General features: G+C 65.2%; 18 protein-coding genes. 8 read left to right on the forward strand and 10 right to left on the reverse strand.

What is annotated here, in order from left to right:
* Positions 1-92: 92 nt before the first annotated feature.
* The 4 genes from I6F17_RS04795 to I6F17_RS04810 form a co-directional block, all read right to left on the reverse strand.
* Positions 93-1,184, reverse strand: coding sequence for a substrate-binding domain-containing protein (locus tag I6F17_RS04795; RefSeq protein WP_036033787.1), 1,092 nt, complete (start codon positions 1,182-1,184; stop codon positions 93-95).
* A 185-nt stretch (positions 1,185-1,369) separates the two neighbouring features.
* The gene (locus I6F17_RS04800; RefSeq protein WP_225128575.1) at positions 1,370-1,870 is read right to left on the reverse strand and encodes an SMI1/KNR4 family protein; all 501 of its coding nucleotides are present in this window, start codon (positions 1,868-1,870) and stop codon (positions 1,370-1,372) included.
* Between the two features lie 94 nt (positions 1,871-1,964).
* Positions 1,965-2,222: a hypothetical protein gene (locus I6F17_RS04805; RefSeq protein WP_036033792.1), complete on the reverse strand. Its 258-nt coding sequence runs from the start codon at positions 2,220-2,222 to the stop codon at positions 1,965-1,967.
* A gap of 67 nt (positions 2,223-2,289) precedes the next feature.
* Entirely contained in the window at positions 2,290-3,240 is a 951-nt protein-coding gene (locus I6F17_RS04810) for a DUF2778 domain-containing protein (RefSeq protein ID WP_036000297.1), read from the reverse strand.
* Positions 3,241-3,446: 206 nt separating this feature from the next.
* Between I6F17_RS04810 and I6F17_RS04815 the strand changes: the two genes are divergently transcribed.
* A complete protein-coding gene (locus tag I6F17_RS04815; protein ID WP_036033794.1) occupies positions 3,447-3,887 on the forward strand; it encodes a DUF1810 domain-containing protein in 441 nt (146 codons plus the stop codon).
* A 10-nt stretch (positions 3,888-3,897) separates the two neighbouring features.
* Here the strand turns inward: I6F17_RS04815 and I6F17_RS04820 are convergent, their stop codons facing one another.
* Together I6F17_RS04820 and I6F17_RS04825 are read right to left on the reverse strand one after the other, a co-directional pair.
* On the reverse strand, positions 3,898-4,674 hold the full coding sequence (locus I6F17_RS04820) for a crotonase/enoyl-CoA hydratase family protein (protein WP_225128573.1): 777 nt from the start codon (positions 4,672-4,674) through the stop codon (positions 3,898-3,900).
* A gap of 35 nt (positions 4,675-4,709) precedes the next feature.
* On the reverse strand, positions 4,710-4,904 hold the full coding sequence (locus I6F17_RS04825; protein WP_225128571.1) for a hypothetical protein: 195 nt from the start codon (positions 4,902-4,904) through the stop codon (positions 4,710-4,712).
* 413 nt (positions 4,905-5,317) lie between these two features.
* Between I6F17_RS04825 and I6F17_RS04830 the strand changes: the two genes are divergently transcribed.
* From I6F17_RS04830 to I6F17_RS04840, 3 genes are all read left to right on the forward strand, one after another.
* Positions 5,318-5,905 (forward strand): helix-turn-helix domain-containing protein, encoded by a 588-nt coding sequence (locus tag I6F17_RS04830; protein WP_225128569.1) that lies wholly within the window; start codon positions 5,318-5,320, stop codon positions 5,903-5,905.
* 14 nt (positions 5,906-5,919) lie between these two features.
* Positions 5,920-6,705, forward strand: a complete 786-nt coding sequence (locus I6F17_RS04835) for a fumarylacetoacetate hydrolase family protein (RefSeq protein ID WP_225128566.1) — start codon at positions 5,920-5,922, stop codon at positions 6,703-6,705.
* An 85-nt stretch (positions 6,706-6,790) separates the two neighbouring features.
* On the forward strand, positions 6,791-8,872 hold the full coding sequence (locus I6F17_RS04840) for a HAMP domain-containing methyl-accepting chemotaxis protein (RefSeq protein ID WP_225128564.1): 2,082 nt from the start codon (positions 6,791-6,793) through the stop codon (positions 8,870-8,872).
* Between the two features lie 103 nt (positions 8,873-8,975).
* On the opposite strand, the gene I6F17_RS04845 is transcribed toward I6F17_RS04840, so the two are convergent.
* A complete protein-coding gene (locus tag I6F17_RS04845) occupies positions 8,976-9,566 on the reverse strand; it encodes an NAD(P)H-dependent oxidoreductase (protein ID WP_225128562.1) in 591 nt (196 codons plus the stop codon).
* 50 nt (positions 9,567-9,616) lie between these two features.
* Complete coding sequence (locus I6F17_RS04850; protein WP_225128561.1) at positions 9,617-10,564, reverse strand: AraC family transcriptional regulator; 948 nt, start codon at positions 10,562-10,564, stop codon at positions 9,617-9,619.
* Between the two features lie 296 nt (positions 10,565-10,860).
* On the opposite strand from I6F17_RS04850, the gene I6F17_RS04855 reads away from it, so the two are divergent.
* The 3 genes from I6F17_RS04855 to I6F17_RS04865 are packed head-to-tail and all read left to right on the forward strand — an operon-like array spanning position 10,861 to position 13,472.
* Positions 10,861-11,973, forward strand: coding sequence for a DUF2336 domain-containing protein (locus I6F17_RS04855; protein ID WP_225128653.1), 1,113 nt, complete (start codon positions 10,861-10,863; stop codon positions 11,971-11,973).
* Entirely contained in the window at positions 11,970-12,302 is a 333-nt protein-coding gene (locus I6F17_RS04860) for a PilZ domain-containing protein (RefSeq protein ID WP_225128558.1), read from the forward strand. Before I6F17_RS04855 ends, I6F17_RS04860 begins: the two co-directional genes overlap by 4 nt.
* A 51-nt stretch (positions 12,303-12,353) precedes the next feature.
* Positions 12,354-13,472, forward strand: a complete 1,119-nt coding sequence (locus tag I6F17_RS04865; protein WP_225128556.1) for an HD domain-containing phosphohydrolase — start codon at positions 12,354-12,356, stop codon at positions 13,470-13,472.
* Between the two features lie 26 nt (positions 13,473-13,498).
* Here I6F17_RS04865 and I6F17_RS04870 read toward each other — a convergent pair whose 3' ends face one another.
* The gene (locus I6F17_RS04870; RefSeq protein WP_036033815.1) at positions 13,499-13,702 is read right to left on the reverse strand and encodes a hypothetical protein; all 204 of its coding nucleotides are present in this window, start codon (positions 13,700-13,702) and stop codon (positions 13,499-13,501) included.
* Positions 13,703-13,835: 133 nt separating this feature from the next.
* Complete coding sequence (locus tag I6F17_RS04875) at positions 13,836-14,513, reverse strand: nitroreductase (protein ID WP_225128554.1); 678 nt, start codon at positions 14,511-14,513, stop codon at positions 13,836-13,838.
* A gap of 115 nt (positions 14,514-14,628) precedes the next feature.
* Here I6F17_RS04875 and I6F17_RS04880 point away from each other — a divergent pair, with 115 nt between their 5' ends.
* Positions 14,629-15,591, forward strand: a complete 963-nt coding sequence (locus I6F17_RS04880; protein ID WP_225128553.1) for an alpha/beta hydrolase — start codon at positions 14,629-14,631, stop codon at positions 15,589-15,591.
* The last annotated feature ends 3 nt before the right edge of the window (positions 15,592-15,594 follow it).

Below are 15,594 nucleotides of genomic sequence, written 5' to 3' on the forward strand. Positions count from 1 at the left end.
CGGCTCAGCAGCGCACTGTCGCACCGGACGATGCTTCGCATCGCCGGGAAGACGCTGCGCTGCGTCCGGGGCACGAGAGTGAAAGACGTCGCTCAGGTCTTGCTGCGCGTCTTGCTGAGCAGATAGTTGTCGTAGAAATTCTCCGCGATCTGCGTATAGAACAGCACCTCCTTCATATACGCGTCGTGGCTCTCCTTGGTCCGCTTGAACAGGTCGCTCTTGGCAGCGAGCTCGTTCAGATGGTCCTGGGTCGCGTTGTAGCAGGCCTCCAGCACCGGTTGCGGGAACGCCTTCAGCTCCGCGCCGCCTGCGATCAGGCGCTTGAGCGCCGCCGGATTCACGCTGTCGTATTTTTCCAGCATCCAGGCGCCGGCCGCCGCGCCCGCCTGGTTGACGATCGCCTGATATTGCTTGGGCAGCGAAGCCCATTTCTCGTCGTTGACGATCATGTGCAGCATGGCGCCGCCTTCCCACCAGCCGGGGAAGTAATAGTACTTGGCGACTTTCTGGAAACCGAGCTTCTCGTCATCATAGGGACCGACGAACTCGGCGGCATCGATCGTGCCCTTCTCGAGGGCTGGATACACGTCGCCACCGGCGATCTGCTGCGGCACCACGCCGAGCCTTGCCAGCACATGGCCGCCCATGCCTGCGATGCGGAACTTGAGTCCCTTGAGGTCGTCGACGGTCTTGATCTCCTTGCGGAACCAGCCGCCCATCTGGGTGCCGGAATTGCCGCAGAGAATGGCGTGCGCCTTGAACGGCTTGAGCGCCTCGTTGGTGAGGTCTGCGCCGCCGCCGAAATGCCACCACGATTCCTGGTGGCGATGGTTCATGCCGAACGGCGCGCCGGTGGCATAGGCCAGCGCCGGCTCCTTGCCGATGTAGAAATAGAGCGGGGTCTGCGCCATCTCGACCGATGCGGTGCTGACCGCATCGAGCGCCTGCAGGCCGGGAACGATCTCGCCGGCCGCAAACGTCTGGATCTGGAATTTGTTGTCGGTCGCCTCGGCAACATATTTCGCAAATGTCTGCGCCGTGCCGTAAATGGTGTCGAGCGATTTCGGGAAGCTCGACGTCAGGCGCCATTTAATCTCGGGCATGCTCTGCGCGATCGCAGGGGCCGCAACCAGCGTGGTCGCGCCGGCGACCGCACCACCTTGGAGGAATGTACGGCGTTTCATGATGGGTCTCCCTTGAACTCAGCGTCGAATGGATGGCCTGGGCCACGGTTTCTTGGCGAACCGTTTGCCCGTTCCGGGAGCGGAGTTCAAGCGACGGAAAAGAAAGGTCGGGCTCGCACCGGATACCGTGGACCAGCTGGACCCAGCCTGTCGCGGCGGACCCGCCCGCTCGGCCCAGCCTCGCCTCAGGCGGCCGCTGCTTCCTCGTACAGGCCGGCGATGAAATCGCTGAACGTCGGTGCTAGCGGCAGGACATAGCCCCATTGATCGGACATCGCCTGCGCCAGTGTCCAGGGCTTTTCGTATTCGGCCATCTCGTGGTCCATGAACCAGATCTTGCCGAAATGGGCCTTGTCGATCGTCATGCAGATCGGGTTGCCGCCGTGATCGCTCATGATCCACAACAGCTCATCGACGGTCGGCCATTGCGGCGTCTGGCGCGTCTGCACCAGCGAGCACTCGTCGGTCCGCAATCCCAGCACCTCCTGCACCGAACCCGCCCAGTCCCCATGCGGCGAGTTGAAGTCGGCGCCCCCCTCATGATAGCCGCCGGCGCAGGCAAGCAGGAAGCGGCGATAGTCGTCCGGCAAGCGACAGCCGATGGACGTCTCGAAGGCGGTGAGCGCGGCTTCGGTTGGTTGCTCCGCGCCAACGTCGATGCCTGCAATGAATTCTGCCAATTTCATATTCCCTCTCCCTGGCGCGGACGCGCAAGCCTTCGTCGCACCCGCCTTGCAGTGGGTTCGAGGGCGACGGATCAGGCCAGAGGGAGAGATTCTCTCAGAGCAGCTTGGCGCTGACGAACAGCGCGCGCACGGCGTTGGTTGCCTGCACCGCCAGCATGGCGTTACTGGCGGCGCCTTCCAGGGCCGCGACGGCGTCCTCGTGCAGCGAGCGAAATTCCATCCACTCGACCGATTTGAAGTTGGTCAGGAATTGATAGGCCTGACCGACGGTCGCGATCGCCAGCGTGTCGCCGTTCAGCTTGATCTTGAACGTCGTGCGCAGCGGGGTCTCGGAATTGGATGGATCGCTCATGGGCTGCTTCTGGACGAGGACGGCTTAACGAAGGGGAAACGGCAGCCCCGCCGTCGCAGGCGAAATATCAGGAATCGGTGCTCGCGCGCTGCGAGGCGGTCGCCGCGCCGCGCAGACTCGGCACCACGACCAGGCGGTTGAACTCGCCATTGTCGTAGGCCTTGATGAACCGATCATAGTCCTTGATCGAGACGCAGCCGTTGGAATCGCCGCGCGGCCCGAGCAGGTAATTGTGCGTGAGCAGCCCGACGCGGCCGAGCGCGCTGGTGCCTTCGACCGGGGTCATGCGCAGCGCACGGACGCCGTGGAACGGCTTTTCGCGCGGCTTCAGATCGTAGATCGCCGGCGGCGTCGCGCCGACCATCCGCCGGTCGACATGGTCAGGATTGTCCATCAGCGCGCCCAGGCCGGAATGGGCTTCCAGCGCCACGCCGCTCGGCAGGTAAACCGCCTTGGCCGAGATGTCGTAGACCGCGGTGCGCGAATCGTAGCCGAGAGCGGCGAGGTCCGGCCCCCTGCCAAGCAGGCCGTCGCCGGGCGTCAGCGAGGCCAGCTTGATCTTGTCGGTGAATTTTTCGAAGAAATTGCGGTTGTCGACCCTGAGATTGGTGTCCGCATAGGCCTGGCTGGAGGCGATCTGAGCGGAGAAGTCCGCCTGGACCGGACGCGCGCGCGGCATGGGGATGGCGTCGGCGCGCTGCGAGCGCCTCGCCTCCTCGGTCATGTACCGGTCGTCCTCGGTCAGGATCGAGCGCCAGTCGTCGCCCTGGAGCTTCTGGGCCAGCATCGCCTTGGCATCCCGCAGCTTGAGCTGGGCCGCATTCACCGCGGAGCGCTCCAGCACCCGCAGACCAAGCTCGCGCGGCGACGGGCCGGCCGAGGCCGAGGCGAAACGGTCCTCGAATGAGGGGGCATTGGCCGGCGGCAACGCCGCGGAGACCAGCGGGGTCGAATCGCTGATATCGGCGACCCACGCTGCGGCGCCGAGCGCCAGCGCCATCGCGGCCACAGACAGCAGAATCGTTTCAGCCCGCCCGATACGGCGGCGCGACAACAGCCTCTCGGCGTGTGCTGCGTCGGAAACCATCAGATCCCCAAATCGACCCCCGGGGGCTTACCCACCCCCACCCGGAGAGACTCTATACCAGCTACCACATTGGGAGCCAAAAGTTAGGCATAATCGGGGCCGCCAAGGCCCTCCAAAGGTATCCCCCACGGTATCCAATGACCGATCCGTTCGATCTCGCTCGCTTTGTCCGGGCCCAAGACCCGGTCTACGGCGACATCTTGGGCGAGCTGGCTAGGGGCCGGAAGCAGACTCACTGGATGTGGTTCATCTTCCCCCAGGTCGCAGGTCTCGGCGCCAGCGCCATGTCGCAGCGCTATGCCATCGGCTCCCGCGCGGAGGCCGAGGCCTATCTCGTCCACCCCATCCTGGGCGGCCGGCTGATCGAATGCACCAGGCTGGTGCTCGCGGTCGAGGGCCGGACCATCAACGCGATCCTCGGCGCGCCGGATGACGCCAAATTCCGCTCGTCGATGACGCTGTTCGGCGCGGTCTCCGACGAGCCCCTCTTCGATCAGGCGCTCGCCCGATATTTCGCAGGCGAACGCGACGGCGCCACGCTGGAGATCCTCGAAAAGCTGGATCAGGCTCGGCATTAGCAGGCGCCGATCAGCGTCCTTGGAAGACGGCCGCGCGACGCTCGATGAAGGATTGGATGCCCTCCTTGGCATCGGCACTGCCGAGCACGCGATCGCGAATTTTCGGGATGTAGGCAATCGCAGCCGCTTCGCCAGCTTCGACATAGTTCGCCGCCGCTTCCTTGGTCACCTGGATGCCGAGTGGCGCATTGCGCGCGATCATGGCGGCGAGCGTCATCGCCCGCTCGATCTGCTCGCCTGCAGGCACGACCTCCTGGACGAGGCCGATCGTATGCGCGCGCTGCGCCGAAAACTCGTCGCAGAGGAACAGATGATACATCGCATCGCCCCAGCCGGCCCGCGACAGGAAGCGGAAATGCGCGCCGCCCAGCGGTGCGATGCCGCGCCTCGCCTCCATCTGGCAGAAGCGTGAATCATCGGCCGCAACCACGATGTCACCGGCGAGCATCAGCTCGATGCCGATGGTGTAGACGATACCCTGCACGGCCGTCACGATGGGCTTGCGGCAGCGCTTATTGAGCCCGAACGGGTCGACATTGCCGTCCTTGATGTTGCGCTTCTCCGCGGCGGGACCGAAGAATTTGGGCATATCGAGACCTGCAGTGAAATCCCCGCCCTCGGCGCAGACCACGCCGACGCGATAGGCCTCGTTGTGGTGCAATTCGGTGAGTGCATCGGACAATTGCTCCATCATCGCAGGCGTGAACGCGTTCTTCTTCGCGGCGTTGGCGATGATGATCTTGAGGACGTGGCCGTGCACCTCGGTGCCGATCTGACCTTCGCTCATGTGCTCGTCTCCCGATTGTTGGTGTTGGCAGCAAGTCAGGCCGGCTGCTGAAGCGCCGCGCGGATCGCCTCGATCCGGGCCGGCGTGAACACGCCGGAATCCAGCAGCTGAAGGATCGAGAGCACCCCGCCGCGCGATCCCCAGCTTCCCTCATCGATGATCTCGAAATTGACCCACCAGGTCGGCGACGGCGCCGGCATGCCGCAGGCCTCCGCAAGCCGCGCCAGCACGTTGCGGACACCTCGGCGCGCACCTCCGCCGGCCAGGCCGCGTTCATGACGGCGATATTGACGGTGATGATGTCGCGCGGCTTGTCCTGGTCGCACAGCAACCGGCCGCCGATCGCCATGCTGTCGGGCGGAAGGTCGTGGAAATGCACCTGGAACCCCATTCGGGCCGCCGGCGCCTTCTGGCCGACCTCCGGCTCGAGCACGGCGTCGGTCAGGCTTTCCGCAAGCTGCCGGCGCTGCGGCAGGCCGAGCCGTCCGGCCGGTGCGGTGACGGTAATGATGGTCAAATCGGCACCTCTCCATGAATATGACACTCGTCATATCTCAGCACGACTTGCTTATGTCAAGTGTCATAGTCTAGATGGAGATGGCCAATTGCAGGATTCCCGATGACTGCCACCACACGCGACAGGATGATCGCCGGCGCCGCCGACCTGATGAGCCGCCGCGGCGTCAACGCCACCAGCATGCGCGACGTGGTCCGCCACACAGCGACGCCGCGCGGCTCGATCAGCCACCACTTCCCCGACGGCAAGCCGCAATTGATCGCCGAAGCCGTGACCTTCGCCGGCCGGCAGGTATCCATTCCTCTGGAGAAAGCCATGAACGAACGCGGCGTGATCGGCGGCCTCAAGGCTTTTGTCGCATCATGGCGCCGCCAGTTGGAGGCAACCGGCTTCGAGGCCGGCTGCCCCGTGCTCGCCGTGGCGGTCGATCGCTATGTCGGTGAGCCCAGTGACAAAGACGACGCGGCCGCGCAGCAGCACCTGCTCGATCTCGCCGAAGGCGTGTTCGCCGATTGGCGGCGGATCATGCTGGCAGCCTTGTTGCGCGAAGGACTGGCTGCCGAGCGCGCCGAGCGGCTTGCAACGCTCGTCGTCGCCTCGATCGAAGGCACGGTCGCGATGTGTCGCGCCAGCCGCCGCGCCGACGCGCTCGATCAGGTTCAGGAGGAACTGGAGATCGTCCTCGCAACCGCCCTCGCCTGCAGAAAAAAATAGATTGGAGACGCGCAATGGACTTATCCCGGCAACGCGAACTCGCCCGTCAGCTCGCCGATTTGCGTCGCGAGGGTCGGCAACAGAGCGGCCTCGACGAACGGCTGGTCCCACCGGATGCGGACACGGCGTACCAAGTCGCGCAGATGGTGGAAGAAGAACTCGGCTGGGATGTCGTCGGCTGGAAGATCGCGGGCATGAAGTCCGGGCTCCAGCGTCAGCTTCGCATCTCCGCGCCGATCTATGGGCGGGTGTTCGCGCCCCTGATCAAGAGTTCGCCCGCCAGCGTCGAGCATGCCAGACAATGCAGCCCGATCCCCGAAGTCGAGTTCCAGGCGCGTCTCGGCGCCGATCTGCCGCCGCGCGCGAAGCCCTATACGGTGGACGAGGTCGGCGACGCCGTCGTCTCGTTGCATCCCGGCATCGAGCTCGCCGAGTGCCGCTTCATTCACGATGCGGCGTTTCCGCCGATGCCAGCGATCATGGCCGACGGCTCCGGATCAGGAACGATCGTGCTCGGAGAGCCCATCGCCGACTGGCGTAGCCGCGACGTCGCCACTCAGGATGTCGTCCTCAATTGCAACGGCATCGAGAGGCGCCGCGGCTCCGCTGCAGAGGCGATTGACCATCCGCTGGTGCCGCTGGCCTGGCTTGCCAACGAGCTGTCGCGGACCGGCATCGGTCTCAAGGCCGGCCAGACGATCAGCACGGGCACGCTGACCGGTATGCTCCGGCCCAAGGCTGGCGAGACCTACGTTGCCGATTTTGGTCCGCTGGGATCGGTCAGCGCGACCTACAGCTGAGCCGGCCAGGGAGCGTAAACCGCAGATTAACATGGCCGCCCTATCGTCCGGACGAAATAATTCTCCGTTATTTGCCGGACAGATCATGAAAATCGGTACGCTCCTGACCAGCGCCATCGTCTCGCTCTCGACCGTCGGCGGCGGCCTCGCCGTCTACGTCGCCGCGACGAAGTACCAGACCATGGAACGGATCACTGAAGCGCAGGGGCGGCTCGCAATCGTCCGTGCGGTCAGCGACATCCCGCGCTATCTCAATCCGGAGCGCGGCTTTTCCACCAACATCCTCTACGGACCCGCGGCCATCGACCCTGCGCTGCTGGCCGAGCAGGACAAGCTGCGCCAGCAGACCGACCGCGCCCGCGACAAGATGAACGCGCTGCGCAAGGAGCTGCCCGGCCCGTTCGACGACGGCACCACGATTGGCAGCAACATCGACGGCATCAACGCGAAGTTCACCGCGTTGCGCGAGGCCATCGACAAGGCGCTGGCGGGTCCCGCCGAGGCGCGCAAAGACGCGGCCAAGAAGATCGTCGCCGACAATGCCGTGCTCAACGGCGGCGTGACAGCGCTGCTCAACGAGCAGGTCCGCCGCATGGCGATCCTGAACGGTGACGCCTACCGGCAGGCCAGCTACGCCAATGTCGCGATGACGCTGCGCGACGTCGGCGGCTTCAACTCCAGCCTGCACAAGAATCTCCTCGGCGGAAAGAAGCCGGCGACCGACGCCGAGAAGGCCGACATTGCCCGCTCGCAGGGCCGCAACGATCAGATCGTGATGTCGCTGCAGGAATTGCGCGGCAATCCAACAACGCCGGCGAACGTCGCGGAGGCCCTGGAGAAGTTCAACGCGATCTATGTCGAGGAGTTCGGCCGCGAGCTCAAGCTGGTGAAGGACGGCGCGATCACCGGCAAATACGAACACGACATGGACACCTATTACGCCGCCACGCAGCGCGGCCTCGGCACCATCATCGGCGTCCGCGACGCCTTCTACGACAACGCCGAGCAGATTCTCGCCGGCGCTTCGTCGGCCGCGCACACCAGCTTCACGATCGCGCTCGTCGGCCTTGTCGCCGTGCTGATCGCCAGCGCCGGCCTCATCGTGACGGTTCGCCGCCGCGTCTGCGCGCCGATCGTCGGCCTGACGACGCGCATGTCGCGGCTCGCCGACGGCGAGGTTGCGGAGAGCATTCCGGGCGCCGAGCGCTCCGACGAGATCGGCGCGATGGCCGCGGCCGTTCAGGTGTTCAAGGACAACATGATCCGGGCCGATCGGCTCGCGACCGAGAAGCAGGCCGAGAACGACGGCAAGATGCGCCGCGCCCAAGCGCTCGACGATCTCACCCGCGCCTTCGAGGCCAAGGTGACCGAGCTGGTCGGCGGCCTGTCGCGGGCCTCTGCTGCAATGGAAAGCACCGCGCAGTCGATGACCTCGACGGCGGCGCAGACCAACAGCCAGGCCGCCGTGGTCGCCGCCGCCTCCGAACAGACCTCGACCAACGTGCAGACGGTCGCTAGCGCCACCGAAGAGCTGACCTCCTCGATCGCGGAGATCGGGCGTCAGGTCGCCCAAAGCACCGAGATCGCGGCCCGTGCCGTCGACAATGCCCGCCGCACCGGCGACACCGCGCGGACGCTCGCCGAGGGCGCCCAGAAGATCGGCGACGTCGTGACGCTGATCCAGAGCATCGCCGAGCAGACCAACCTGCTTGCGCTAAATGCGACCATCGAAGCCGCCCGCGCCGGCGAGGCCGGCCGCGGCTTTGCCGTGGTCGCCTCCGAAGTGAAGTCGCTGGCCGGGCAGACCGCCAAGGCCACGACCGAGATCTCCGAGCAGATCACCGCGATCCAGACCGCGAGCGACGAGACGGTGGCGGCAATCCGCAACGTCGCCGACGTCATCGCCGAGATCGACCAGATCGGCACCGCCATCGCCGCGGCGATCGAGGAACAGGGCTCGGCGACCAAGGAGATCGCCCGCAGCGTTCAGGAGGCTGCCCGCGGCACCCAGGAGGTCAACAGCAACATCTCCGGCGTGCAGCGCGCCGCCGACGACACCGGCGCCGCGGCAAGAGAGGTGCTGGGCGCGGCCGAGCAGCTCTCGACCCAGTCGCGCGATCTCGCCGGCCAGTTCGAGCGCTTCCTCGGTGAGGTCCGGGCGGCGTAGGACGCCGATTCGCAGCCCGGATGGAGCGCAGCGCAATCCGGGACAGTGCCGTTGACGCGCGGGACCCTGGATTACGCTGTCGCTCCATCCAGGCTACGCGATCTCAATACGGCGGCGCCTTGCGCGCGCGCTGCGCTTTCGCCGCCTCGATCCACCAGGTCAGATCGTCGGCGAAGCGCGGGAACGAGCGCTCCAGGGCCTTGCCGCCATCGCCGATCGGCTCGCCGGCTTCCGACAGCGTCTGCGCGATCGGGCCGACACCGATGGTGCTCGATACCACCACCATGCCCATCTCCGAGAGCGTGCCGTGCCAGGCGGTCGCCGCGCGTGCACCGGACAGCCGGCCGGCCGAATAGCTCGCGATCGCGGCCGGGCGCCAGAACCATTCCTCCAGGAAATGGTCGGTGAGGTTCTTCAGCCCGGGCTGCATGCCCCAATTGTACTCGCCGGTGACGAAGACGAATCCGTCGGCGCCGCGGATCTGCCCGGCCAGCTTCTCCAGCGCCTCCGGCGCCGAGCCCTTGGGATGTTCCTTGTACATGCGGTCCAGCATCGGCAGCCCGATCGCCTTGGCGTCGATGAATTCGACGTCCTCGCCGCGGCCGCGCAGCCGGTTGATGACGAAATTCGCAAGGCGGATGCCCATGCGGTCGGAACGGTAAGAACCGTAGAGAACGAGAATGCGATTGCTCATGGCCGGACGGTAGCACGAAACCGGCGTCCAGCCCTACCCGATTTGTCGCACTACCTTCCGCGACCACGGCCCAGTGTTTGCGACGGCGTCTCGCCGAACTGGTCACGGTAACTTCTTGAGAAATCGCTGAGATGCCAGAAGCCATACGCCAGCGCGACCGCCTTGACGCTATCGGCCCCGGCGAGAAGCCGCCGACGCACCAGCCACAGCCGATGCAGACGCAAATAGCGGTGCAGGCTCATGCCGCGATAGCGGCGCACGACGTCGTGCATGGTCCGAACGGACAGCCCCAGCTTGCGCGCGATCTCATCGCTGTAAATCGGCTCCGACAGGTCGTCAGACAGCAGCGCGCGGATATCCTGGAAGATCCTGAAATTCCGTCCGTCGTTGGGTGCAAAGGTCCAGCGGGCCGGAACGATCGTCGCAAAGGCCTCGTCAACGGCTCCGAGCAGGGACTCCTTCATCGCCGCGCCCTTCAACAAGAGCTCCGGTGCCGAAATCGGCCCGGCCGCCTCGGCCAGCACCTCCCTAACCACGCCGCGCAACCGCTGCAAGCCGGCCGTGGAGATTTCAAAAATCTTGAAGCTCGAGAGCGTGGGCGGCCAGCCACGATCCTTCACCTCGGGCCGGAAAATCACCGAGGCGATTTGCCGCTGCACCTCCTCGATGGTGGTGTAGGCCGCCCCGCCGCTGCCGATGACCACGACGGGTCGCGCCCGTTGCGAGCCGTTGAAGCGAATTGGCACATTGAGATCGTCCATCGTGAAGCCGATCGCCGTGCAATTCTCCACGAGTTGTGCGTCGACCACCCGCGGAAACGCGCGCGTCAAGTTCACGTCGCAGCCTGGGAGGGCCAGGATCGTCTGCTCAGCCGAAATCTTCCGCACAAAAGGGGTGAATTCGAAATTCAGCCCGCGTATGGCGTTTCGAAATTCGTCGACGTCTGAAAAACGAAATGTCTTGAGTGCCGACCTCGGCACATCGTCAATGCTGTTCATGGAAATACGAAAAATGCCGCGCCGCTCTGAATGTGCGTCCGGCCGCGGGGTGCCGTTCGCTGCCTCCTTCGGTTATTTCGTTAGAATCGATCCTAACGTGCCCTGATCAATTGGAGACGGGCCGGTTGAAAGAACAATCCGGGACAACCCTGTCTCGCCGAATTTCGATAGCGTTTCCTGCGATTGAGGCGGTGCGCCAATACCGAAGCGGTTGCCATATAAGATTCAAATTAACGCCTTTGCGGCGGAATAACCGTCGTTTGATTGTGCAATTTATTTCATTTCAGGCTCCTGCCATGACGGCAAATTCGCCTGCCGACAATCTGGCCGAATTGGAGAACGCGGTCGCAACGTGTCCGCTGGACCGGTGCGCCCGCATCCTCTTCGGCCTTTTGCAACTGCTCACAAGCAGCCGCGGTCGATCCCAGGAATTGCTCGCCGATGTGGTCGACGGCGTCCTGCTGCGACTGATCGAGCGGGTTGAGGCCAGCACGCTGATCGATGTCAGCGCGGCGCTCGCAGAGCTCAAAGTAGCTCCGCCGGACACCGTGCGACGTCTCGCCTCGCACCGCGATCCGGAAGTCGCCTGCCCCGTTTTGCTCCGCTCGCAGTCATTGTCCACGGCCGATCTCACACTGATCGCAGCCGCGAGCGGCGTACGGCAGCAATGTGCCATCGCCGGCCGCGCGCCGATCGATCCACGGGTGATGGAGACGCTGATCAAGGGTGGCACTTCCAGCGTTTGTCTTGCGCTGATCGGCAACAGCGAGGCAACATTCTCCGAAGCCGCTTACGTTGCGCTGGTTGAGAAGTGCCTGGTGGATGACGAACTCACCAAGGCACTGGCGCTCAGGCCCGACACGCCCGACACAGTCATGCGGAAGTTGCTGTCGGCCTCACCGGCGCCGAAATCCGGCATCGGCCTGAATGCCACCGTCTCGCTTCGAGCCGCAACAGCCGCACCCATTGCCGCCAAGCTACCCTCCGCGGCGGCCTATGCGATCGCGCGACCGGAGATCGTTGCACTCAGCCGCATCGGCAAGCTGAACGATTCCACGGTGAACCGCTTCGCCATCCGCGGCGAGACCGCCAACCTCATCACCGCGCTATCGGTGCTTTCGGGCGCTCCCATCGAGATCGTCGAACATGTCATGACCGACGAGGATTGCGAGGGTCTCGTCATGGCCTGCCGCGCCTCGCGGCTGAACTGGCAGACCACGCTCGCCATCCTGAGCAACCGCAGCGGCACACGGCTTTCTTTCGCCGAGCGCGAACGCGCGCAGCACATTTTCGAGACGCTGCTGCTGTCGACCAGCCAGTGGACGGTGCGGTGGGGCGAAATTGCCGCAAACGCCAAGGAGTGCGGTCGGGGACATCGCGACGCAAAAAAGATGGGGGTTAGCCGATGAAGTTCGACGGTCGCAAAGCGTTTCGCGTGAAGATGGACCACAGGCAGCCGGTCAATCTCATGGGATCCGACGGCACCTGGCGGCGCAGCTGCGTCCTGCTCGACGTCTCGCAGACGGGCGCGAAGGTCGAGGTCGAGGGCACGCTGGATGTGCTCCAGGCCAAGGAATTCTTCATGCTGCTGTCGTCGACGGGCTTGGCCTACCGGCGCTGTGAGCTGGTCTGGATCGACGGCACCACCGCTGGCATCCACTTCGTCACCGCACAAAGCAAGAAGAAGCAGGGGATTACGCCGGCTGCCGCAGCGCAGAGCTCCGATCAGGCCAAATAGACCGAGAATTCAACCTATCGATTGGAGCCCGCGCTATTCCGGGGCATATCCGTGCAGAACGCGCAAACCACACTCAAGCCCACCAGCCTTGGCGGCGTCGCGGTCGCTGCAGCGCCGCGCCCGTTCGTGCATGTGCTGGCGGACACGTCCGACAAGCTGGCCGGTGTGTGCTCGCTCCTCGAGCAACGCTTCGCCGTCGCGGGCGAGCGGCTGGATGCCGAGGCCAGGCTGTCAGAGGTGCCGTTCGCGATCATCATTCGCGCCGAGCTTCGCGATGTCGACAACATCGCGGCGATCAAGAAGCGGGCGGGCAAGCTCGCAAAAGCGAAGAAACGGATCTTCCTGCTGGAGCATACCTCCCACGTCGGCATCTCGCAGGCCTATGCGCTCGGAGCGACGCTGGTCCTGCCGGGCACGATCAACCGGGCGAGGTTGCTGGCGGCGCTCACTGATCCGGCTGATCCGCTCTCGGCTGCGTCGCGCGCGACCGCGCAGTCCGACAATGCCGTCGAGACCGCCGCGACCGCGATCGCATCCATGTTTACCTCCGTCACCCTGGGCCAGCCGCTTGACGTCAACGCCACCAAGGAAGCGGGGCGCCAGATCGCCGATCGCATCACCCGGCATGGCCTGACGGAGTGGCTCATGACGGTGCGGCGGCACCACGAAGGAACCTATCAGCATTGCCTGCTCGTCACCGGGGTCGCCATCGACTTCGGACTGAGCCTCGGCGTGGGCAGGGCCGACCTGGAACGTCTCTACTCGGCGGCCATGTTCCATGACATCGGCAAGGCGCAGATTCCGCTCGCCATCCTCGACAAGCCGGGCCGCCTCGATGCCGCCGAGCGCGCGCTGATCGAAACGCATCCCGCCGCCGGCTATGCGTTTCTCAAGGACCATGCCGGGATCTCGCCGGAGATTCTCGATGCCGTCCGCCATCATCACGAGTACCTCGACGGGAGCGGCTATCCCGATGCGCTCTGCGCCGAGAGCATCGGCGATATCGTCAGGATTCTAACGATCTCGGACATCTTCGCAGCCCTGATCGAGCACCGGCACTACAAGCCGACCATGCCGCGCGCGGAGGCCTACGACGTTCTGTGCGGGATGACAGACAAGCTGGAGAAGGCGCTCGTCCGCTCGTTCAAGCAGGTCGCGCTCACGCGGTGAGCGCTGTGACCCGTCTCGAGCGCAGCCTAATGCGTCGCACGATGGCTGGCGCGGCGCGGGATGGAGCGGCAGGCCAGCCCGTCGGCCAGCAGCTTCATGTCCTCGTGCCGGCCGCTGCGAATCAGCCGGCCGAACTCTTCGGGTGTGAAAGGAAGACTTGGATCATCATCGATCTTGTGCCGCAGTCGTGGACCAAACAACCGCCGAACCAGGCTAGCCAGCCGCCGCATATCAATTCCCTCGCGCCAGCAACAAACCTCTCAGTCCGCATATTGTTCCTCCCGCGACTTCGAGATTGCAAGAGGCCACTCGCGACACCGCACCAAAAATTTTCCGCCAGAGAATAATCTCCTCTTGCTCGTGCTAATCGGCAAAACCCACGTAACGCACGAACTGGTGGTTGTGCTCGCGGTCCGAGCGCACGGCGTTCGCGGCAAAGCCGTCGTCGGGATAGCCCATCGCGACACAGGTCATGACGACCTCGTCCTCCGGAATCTCGGCGACCTCGCGCACGATGTCGGAGCGCATGATGCCCTGCCCGTTGATGACCGAGCCGAGCCCGCGGTCCCACGCCGCGAGCACGATGCCGTAGCAGAGCGCGCCGAGATCGAAGTGGCAGACCGCGCCGGGATCAAGCACGCGGTCATAGGTCAGCACCAGCGAGACCGGCGCGTCGAACTGGCGGAAGCCGCGCAGCACCCAGTCCTGCCGCATCGGCTTGTCGTCGCGTGCGATTCCCATCGCGCCGAACAGCTTCTTGGCGATGTCGACCTGCCGGGTGCGATGCACGCCCTGGTATTCGCCGTGGCTGATGATGTCGCGCTTGACCTTGGCGCCGCCGGCCATCTCCGCCATGTTGCGGCGACGCACCTCCTCCAGCGGATGACCCGTGAGCACATGGACATGCCAGGGCTGGGTGTTCATCGACGAGGGCGCGCGCTTGGCGCTCTCGATGATCGCCTCGATCACCGCGCGCGGCACCGGCTCGTTCTTGAAACCACGCACGCTGCGGCGCGACTGGACCAGCGTCTGGAATTCCACCTCGTGAACCTCCCTGCCCGTTCGTCCGGCCTCGCGACGCACGCCGGTTGCCGATGCGGCCCGCAAAACCTATGCTAATGACCAAGCAAGACCAAGAACCCTGTGAGGAAAGCCCATGGCCGCACCGCTCGATCCCGTCATCGCCCAGATCATTCCGCTTATGCCGATGCGCGATCCCACGGTCATGACGCCACAGAGCGCCCGTGATTCCTTGCGCGCACTCGCTGCCTCGCGTGCCGCCATTCCGCCGCCGCCGGTCGATAGCGTCGAGGACATCAGGGTGAAAGGCGGCGCCAGTCTGCTTCCCGCACGGGTCTACCGGATGGGCGCCGCGCCGGCACCGACCGTGGTGTTCTTCCACGGCGGCGGCTGGGTTGCGGGCGATCTCGAAACCCACGACCGGCAGGCGCGCAACCTTGCAATCGAGACCGGCGCGGTCGTCGTCTCCGTCGACTATCGCCGCCCGCCCGAGACACGCTTTCCCGGCGCCTTCGAGGATGCTTTCGCCGCGGTCAGCGACGTGTTTGGCCGCGTCGCGGAATTTGGCGGTGACGCAACGCGCTTCGGCGTTGCCGGCGACAGCGCCGGCGGTAATCTCGCAGCGACGAGCGCGATCGCCTGCCGGGAGGCCGGCATCAAGCTCGCCGCGCAACTGCTGGTCTATCCGGTCACCGACGTCGTCGGCGCTTATGCCGATGCGCGCGAGAACGCGCGCTATCCCTCGCGCAGCGAGAACGCCGAGGGCTACTTCCTGACGCGGGCGACGATGGAATGGTTTTGCGGCCATTATCTCGCCGATCCCGCGCACGCCGGCGACTGGCGCGTCTCGCCGCTGCGGGCTGCCTCCTTGGCCGGCGTCGCGCCCGCGGTCGTGACCACCGCATGGTTCGATCCCCTACGCGACGAAGGCGCCGCCTATGCGCGCGCGCTGGAGGCCGCCGGCGTGAAGGTCAAGCACCATGAGGGTCCCGGCCTGATCCATGGCTATTTCGGCATGGGCGACGCCTCCGACGTCGCGCGCGCCGAAGCGCAGCGCGCGCGGGCCGACTTCAAGGCGCTGCTGATGCGCGGCGCGTGAAGG

It is taken from the genome of Bradyrhizobium sp. NBAIM18 (genome assembly GCF_020193825.1).
Classification (GTDB): domain Bacteria; phylum Pseudomonadota; class Alphaproteobacteria; order Rhizobiales; family Xanthobacteraceae; genus Bradyrhizobium; species Bradyrhizobium yuanmingense.

Bases quoted from the DNA above. Each gene is read 5' to 3' on its own strand.
- I6F17_RS04840 (WP_225128564.1), top strand. From the start codon at position 6,791: ATGAAAATCGGTACGCTCCTGACCAGCGCCATCGTCTCGCTCTCGACC.
- I6F17_RS04805 (WP_036033792.1), bottom strand. From the start codon at position 2,222: ATGAGCGATCCATCCAATTCCGAGACCCCGCTGCGCACGACGTTCAAG.
- I6F17_RS04835 (WP_225128566.1), top strand. From the start codon at position 5,920: ATGGACTTATCCCGGCAACGCGAACTCGCCCGTCAGCTCGCCGATTTG.
- I6F17_RS04820 (WP_225128573.1), bottom strand. From the start codon at position 4,674: ATGAGCGAAGGTCAGATCGGCACCGAGGTGCACGGCCACGTCCTCAAG.
- I6F17_RS04830 (WP_225128569.1), top strand. From the start codon at position 5,318: ATGATCGCCGGCGCCGCCGACCTGATGAGCCGCCGCGGCGTCAACGCC.
- I6F17_RS04870 (WP_036033815.1), bottom strand. From the start codon at position 13,702: ATGCGGCGGCTGGCTAGCCTGGTTCGGCGGTTGTTTGGTCCACGACTG.
- I6F17_RS04860 (WP_225128558.1), top strand. From the start codon at position 11,970: ATGAAGTTCGACGGTCGCAAAGCGTTTCGCGTGAAGATGGACCACAGG.
- I6F17_RS04850 (WP_225128561.1), bottom strand. From the start codon at position 10,564: ATGAACAGCATTGACGATGTGCCGAGGTCGGCACTCAAGACATTTCGT.
- I6F17_RS04800 (WP_225128575.1), bottom strand. From the start codon at position 1,870: ATGAAATTGGCAGAATTCATTGCAGGCATCGACGTTGGCGCGGAGCAA.
- I6F17_RS04880 (WP_225128553.1), top strand. From the start codon at position 14,629: ATGGCCGCACCGCTCGATCCCGTCATCGCCCAGATCATTCCGCTTATG.
- I6F17_RS04855 (WP_225128653.1), top strand. From the start codon at position 10,861: ATGACGGCAAATTCGCCTGCCGACAATCTGGCCGAATTGGAGAACGCG.
- I6F17_RS04795 (WP_036033787.1), bottom strand. From the start codon at position 1,184: ATGAAACGCCGTACATTCCTCCAAGGTGGTGCGGTCGCCGGCGCGACC.
- I6F17_RS04845 (WP_225128562.1), bottom strand. From the start codon at position 9,566: ATGAGCAATCGCATTCTCGTTCTCTACGGTTCTTACCGTTCCGACCGC.
- I6F17_RS04815 (WP_036033794.1), top strand. From the start codon at position 3,447: ATGACCGATCCGTTCGATCTCGCTCGCTTTGTCCGGGCCCAAGACCCG.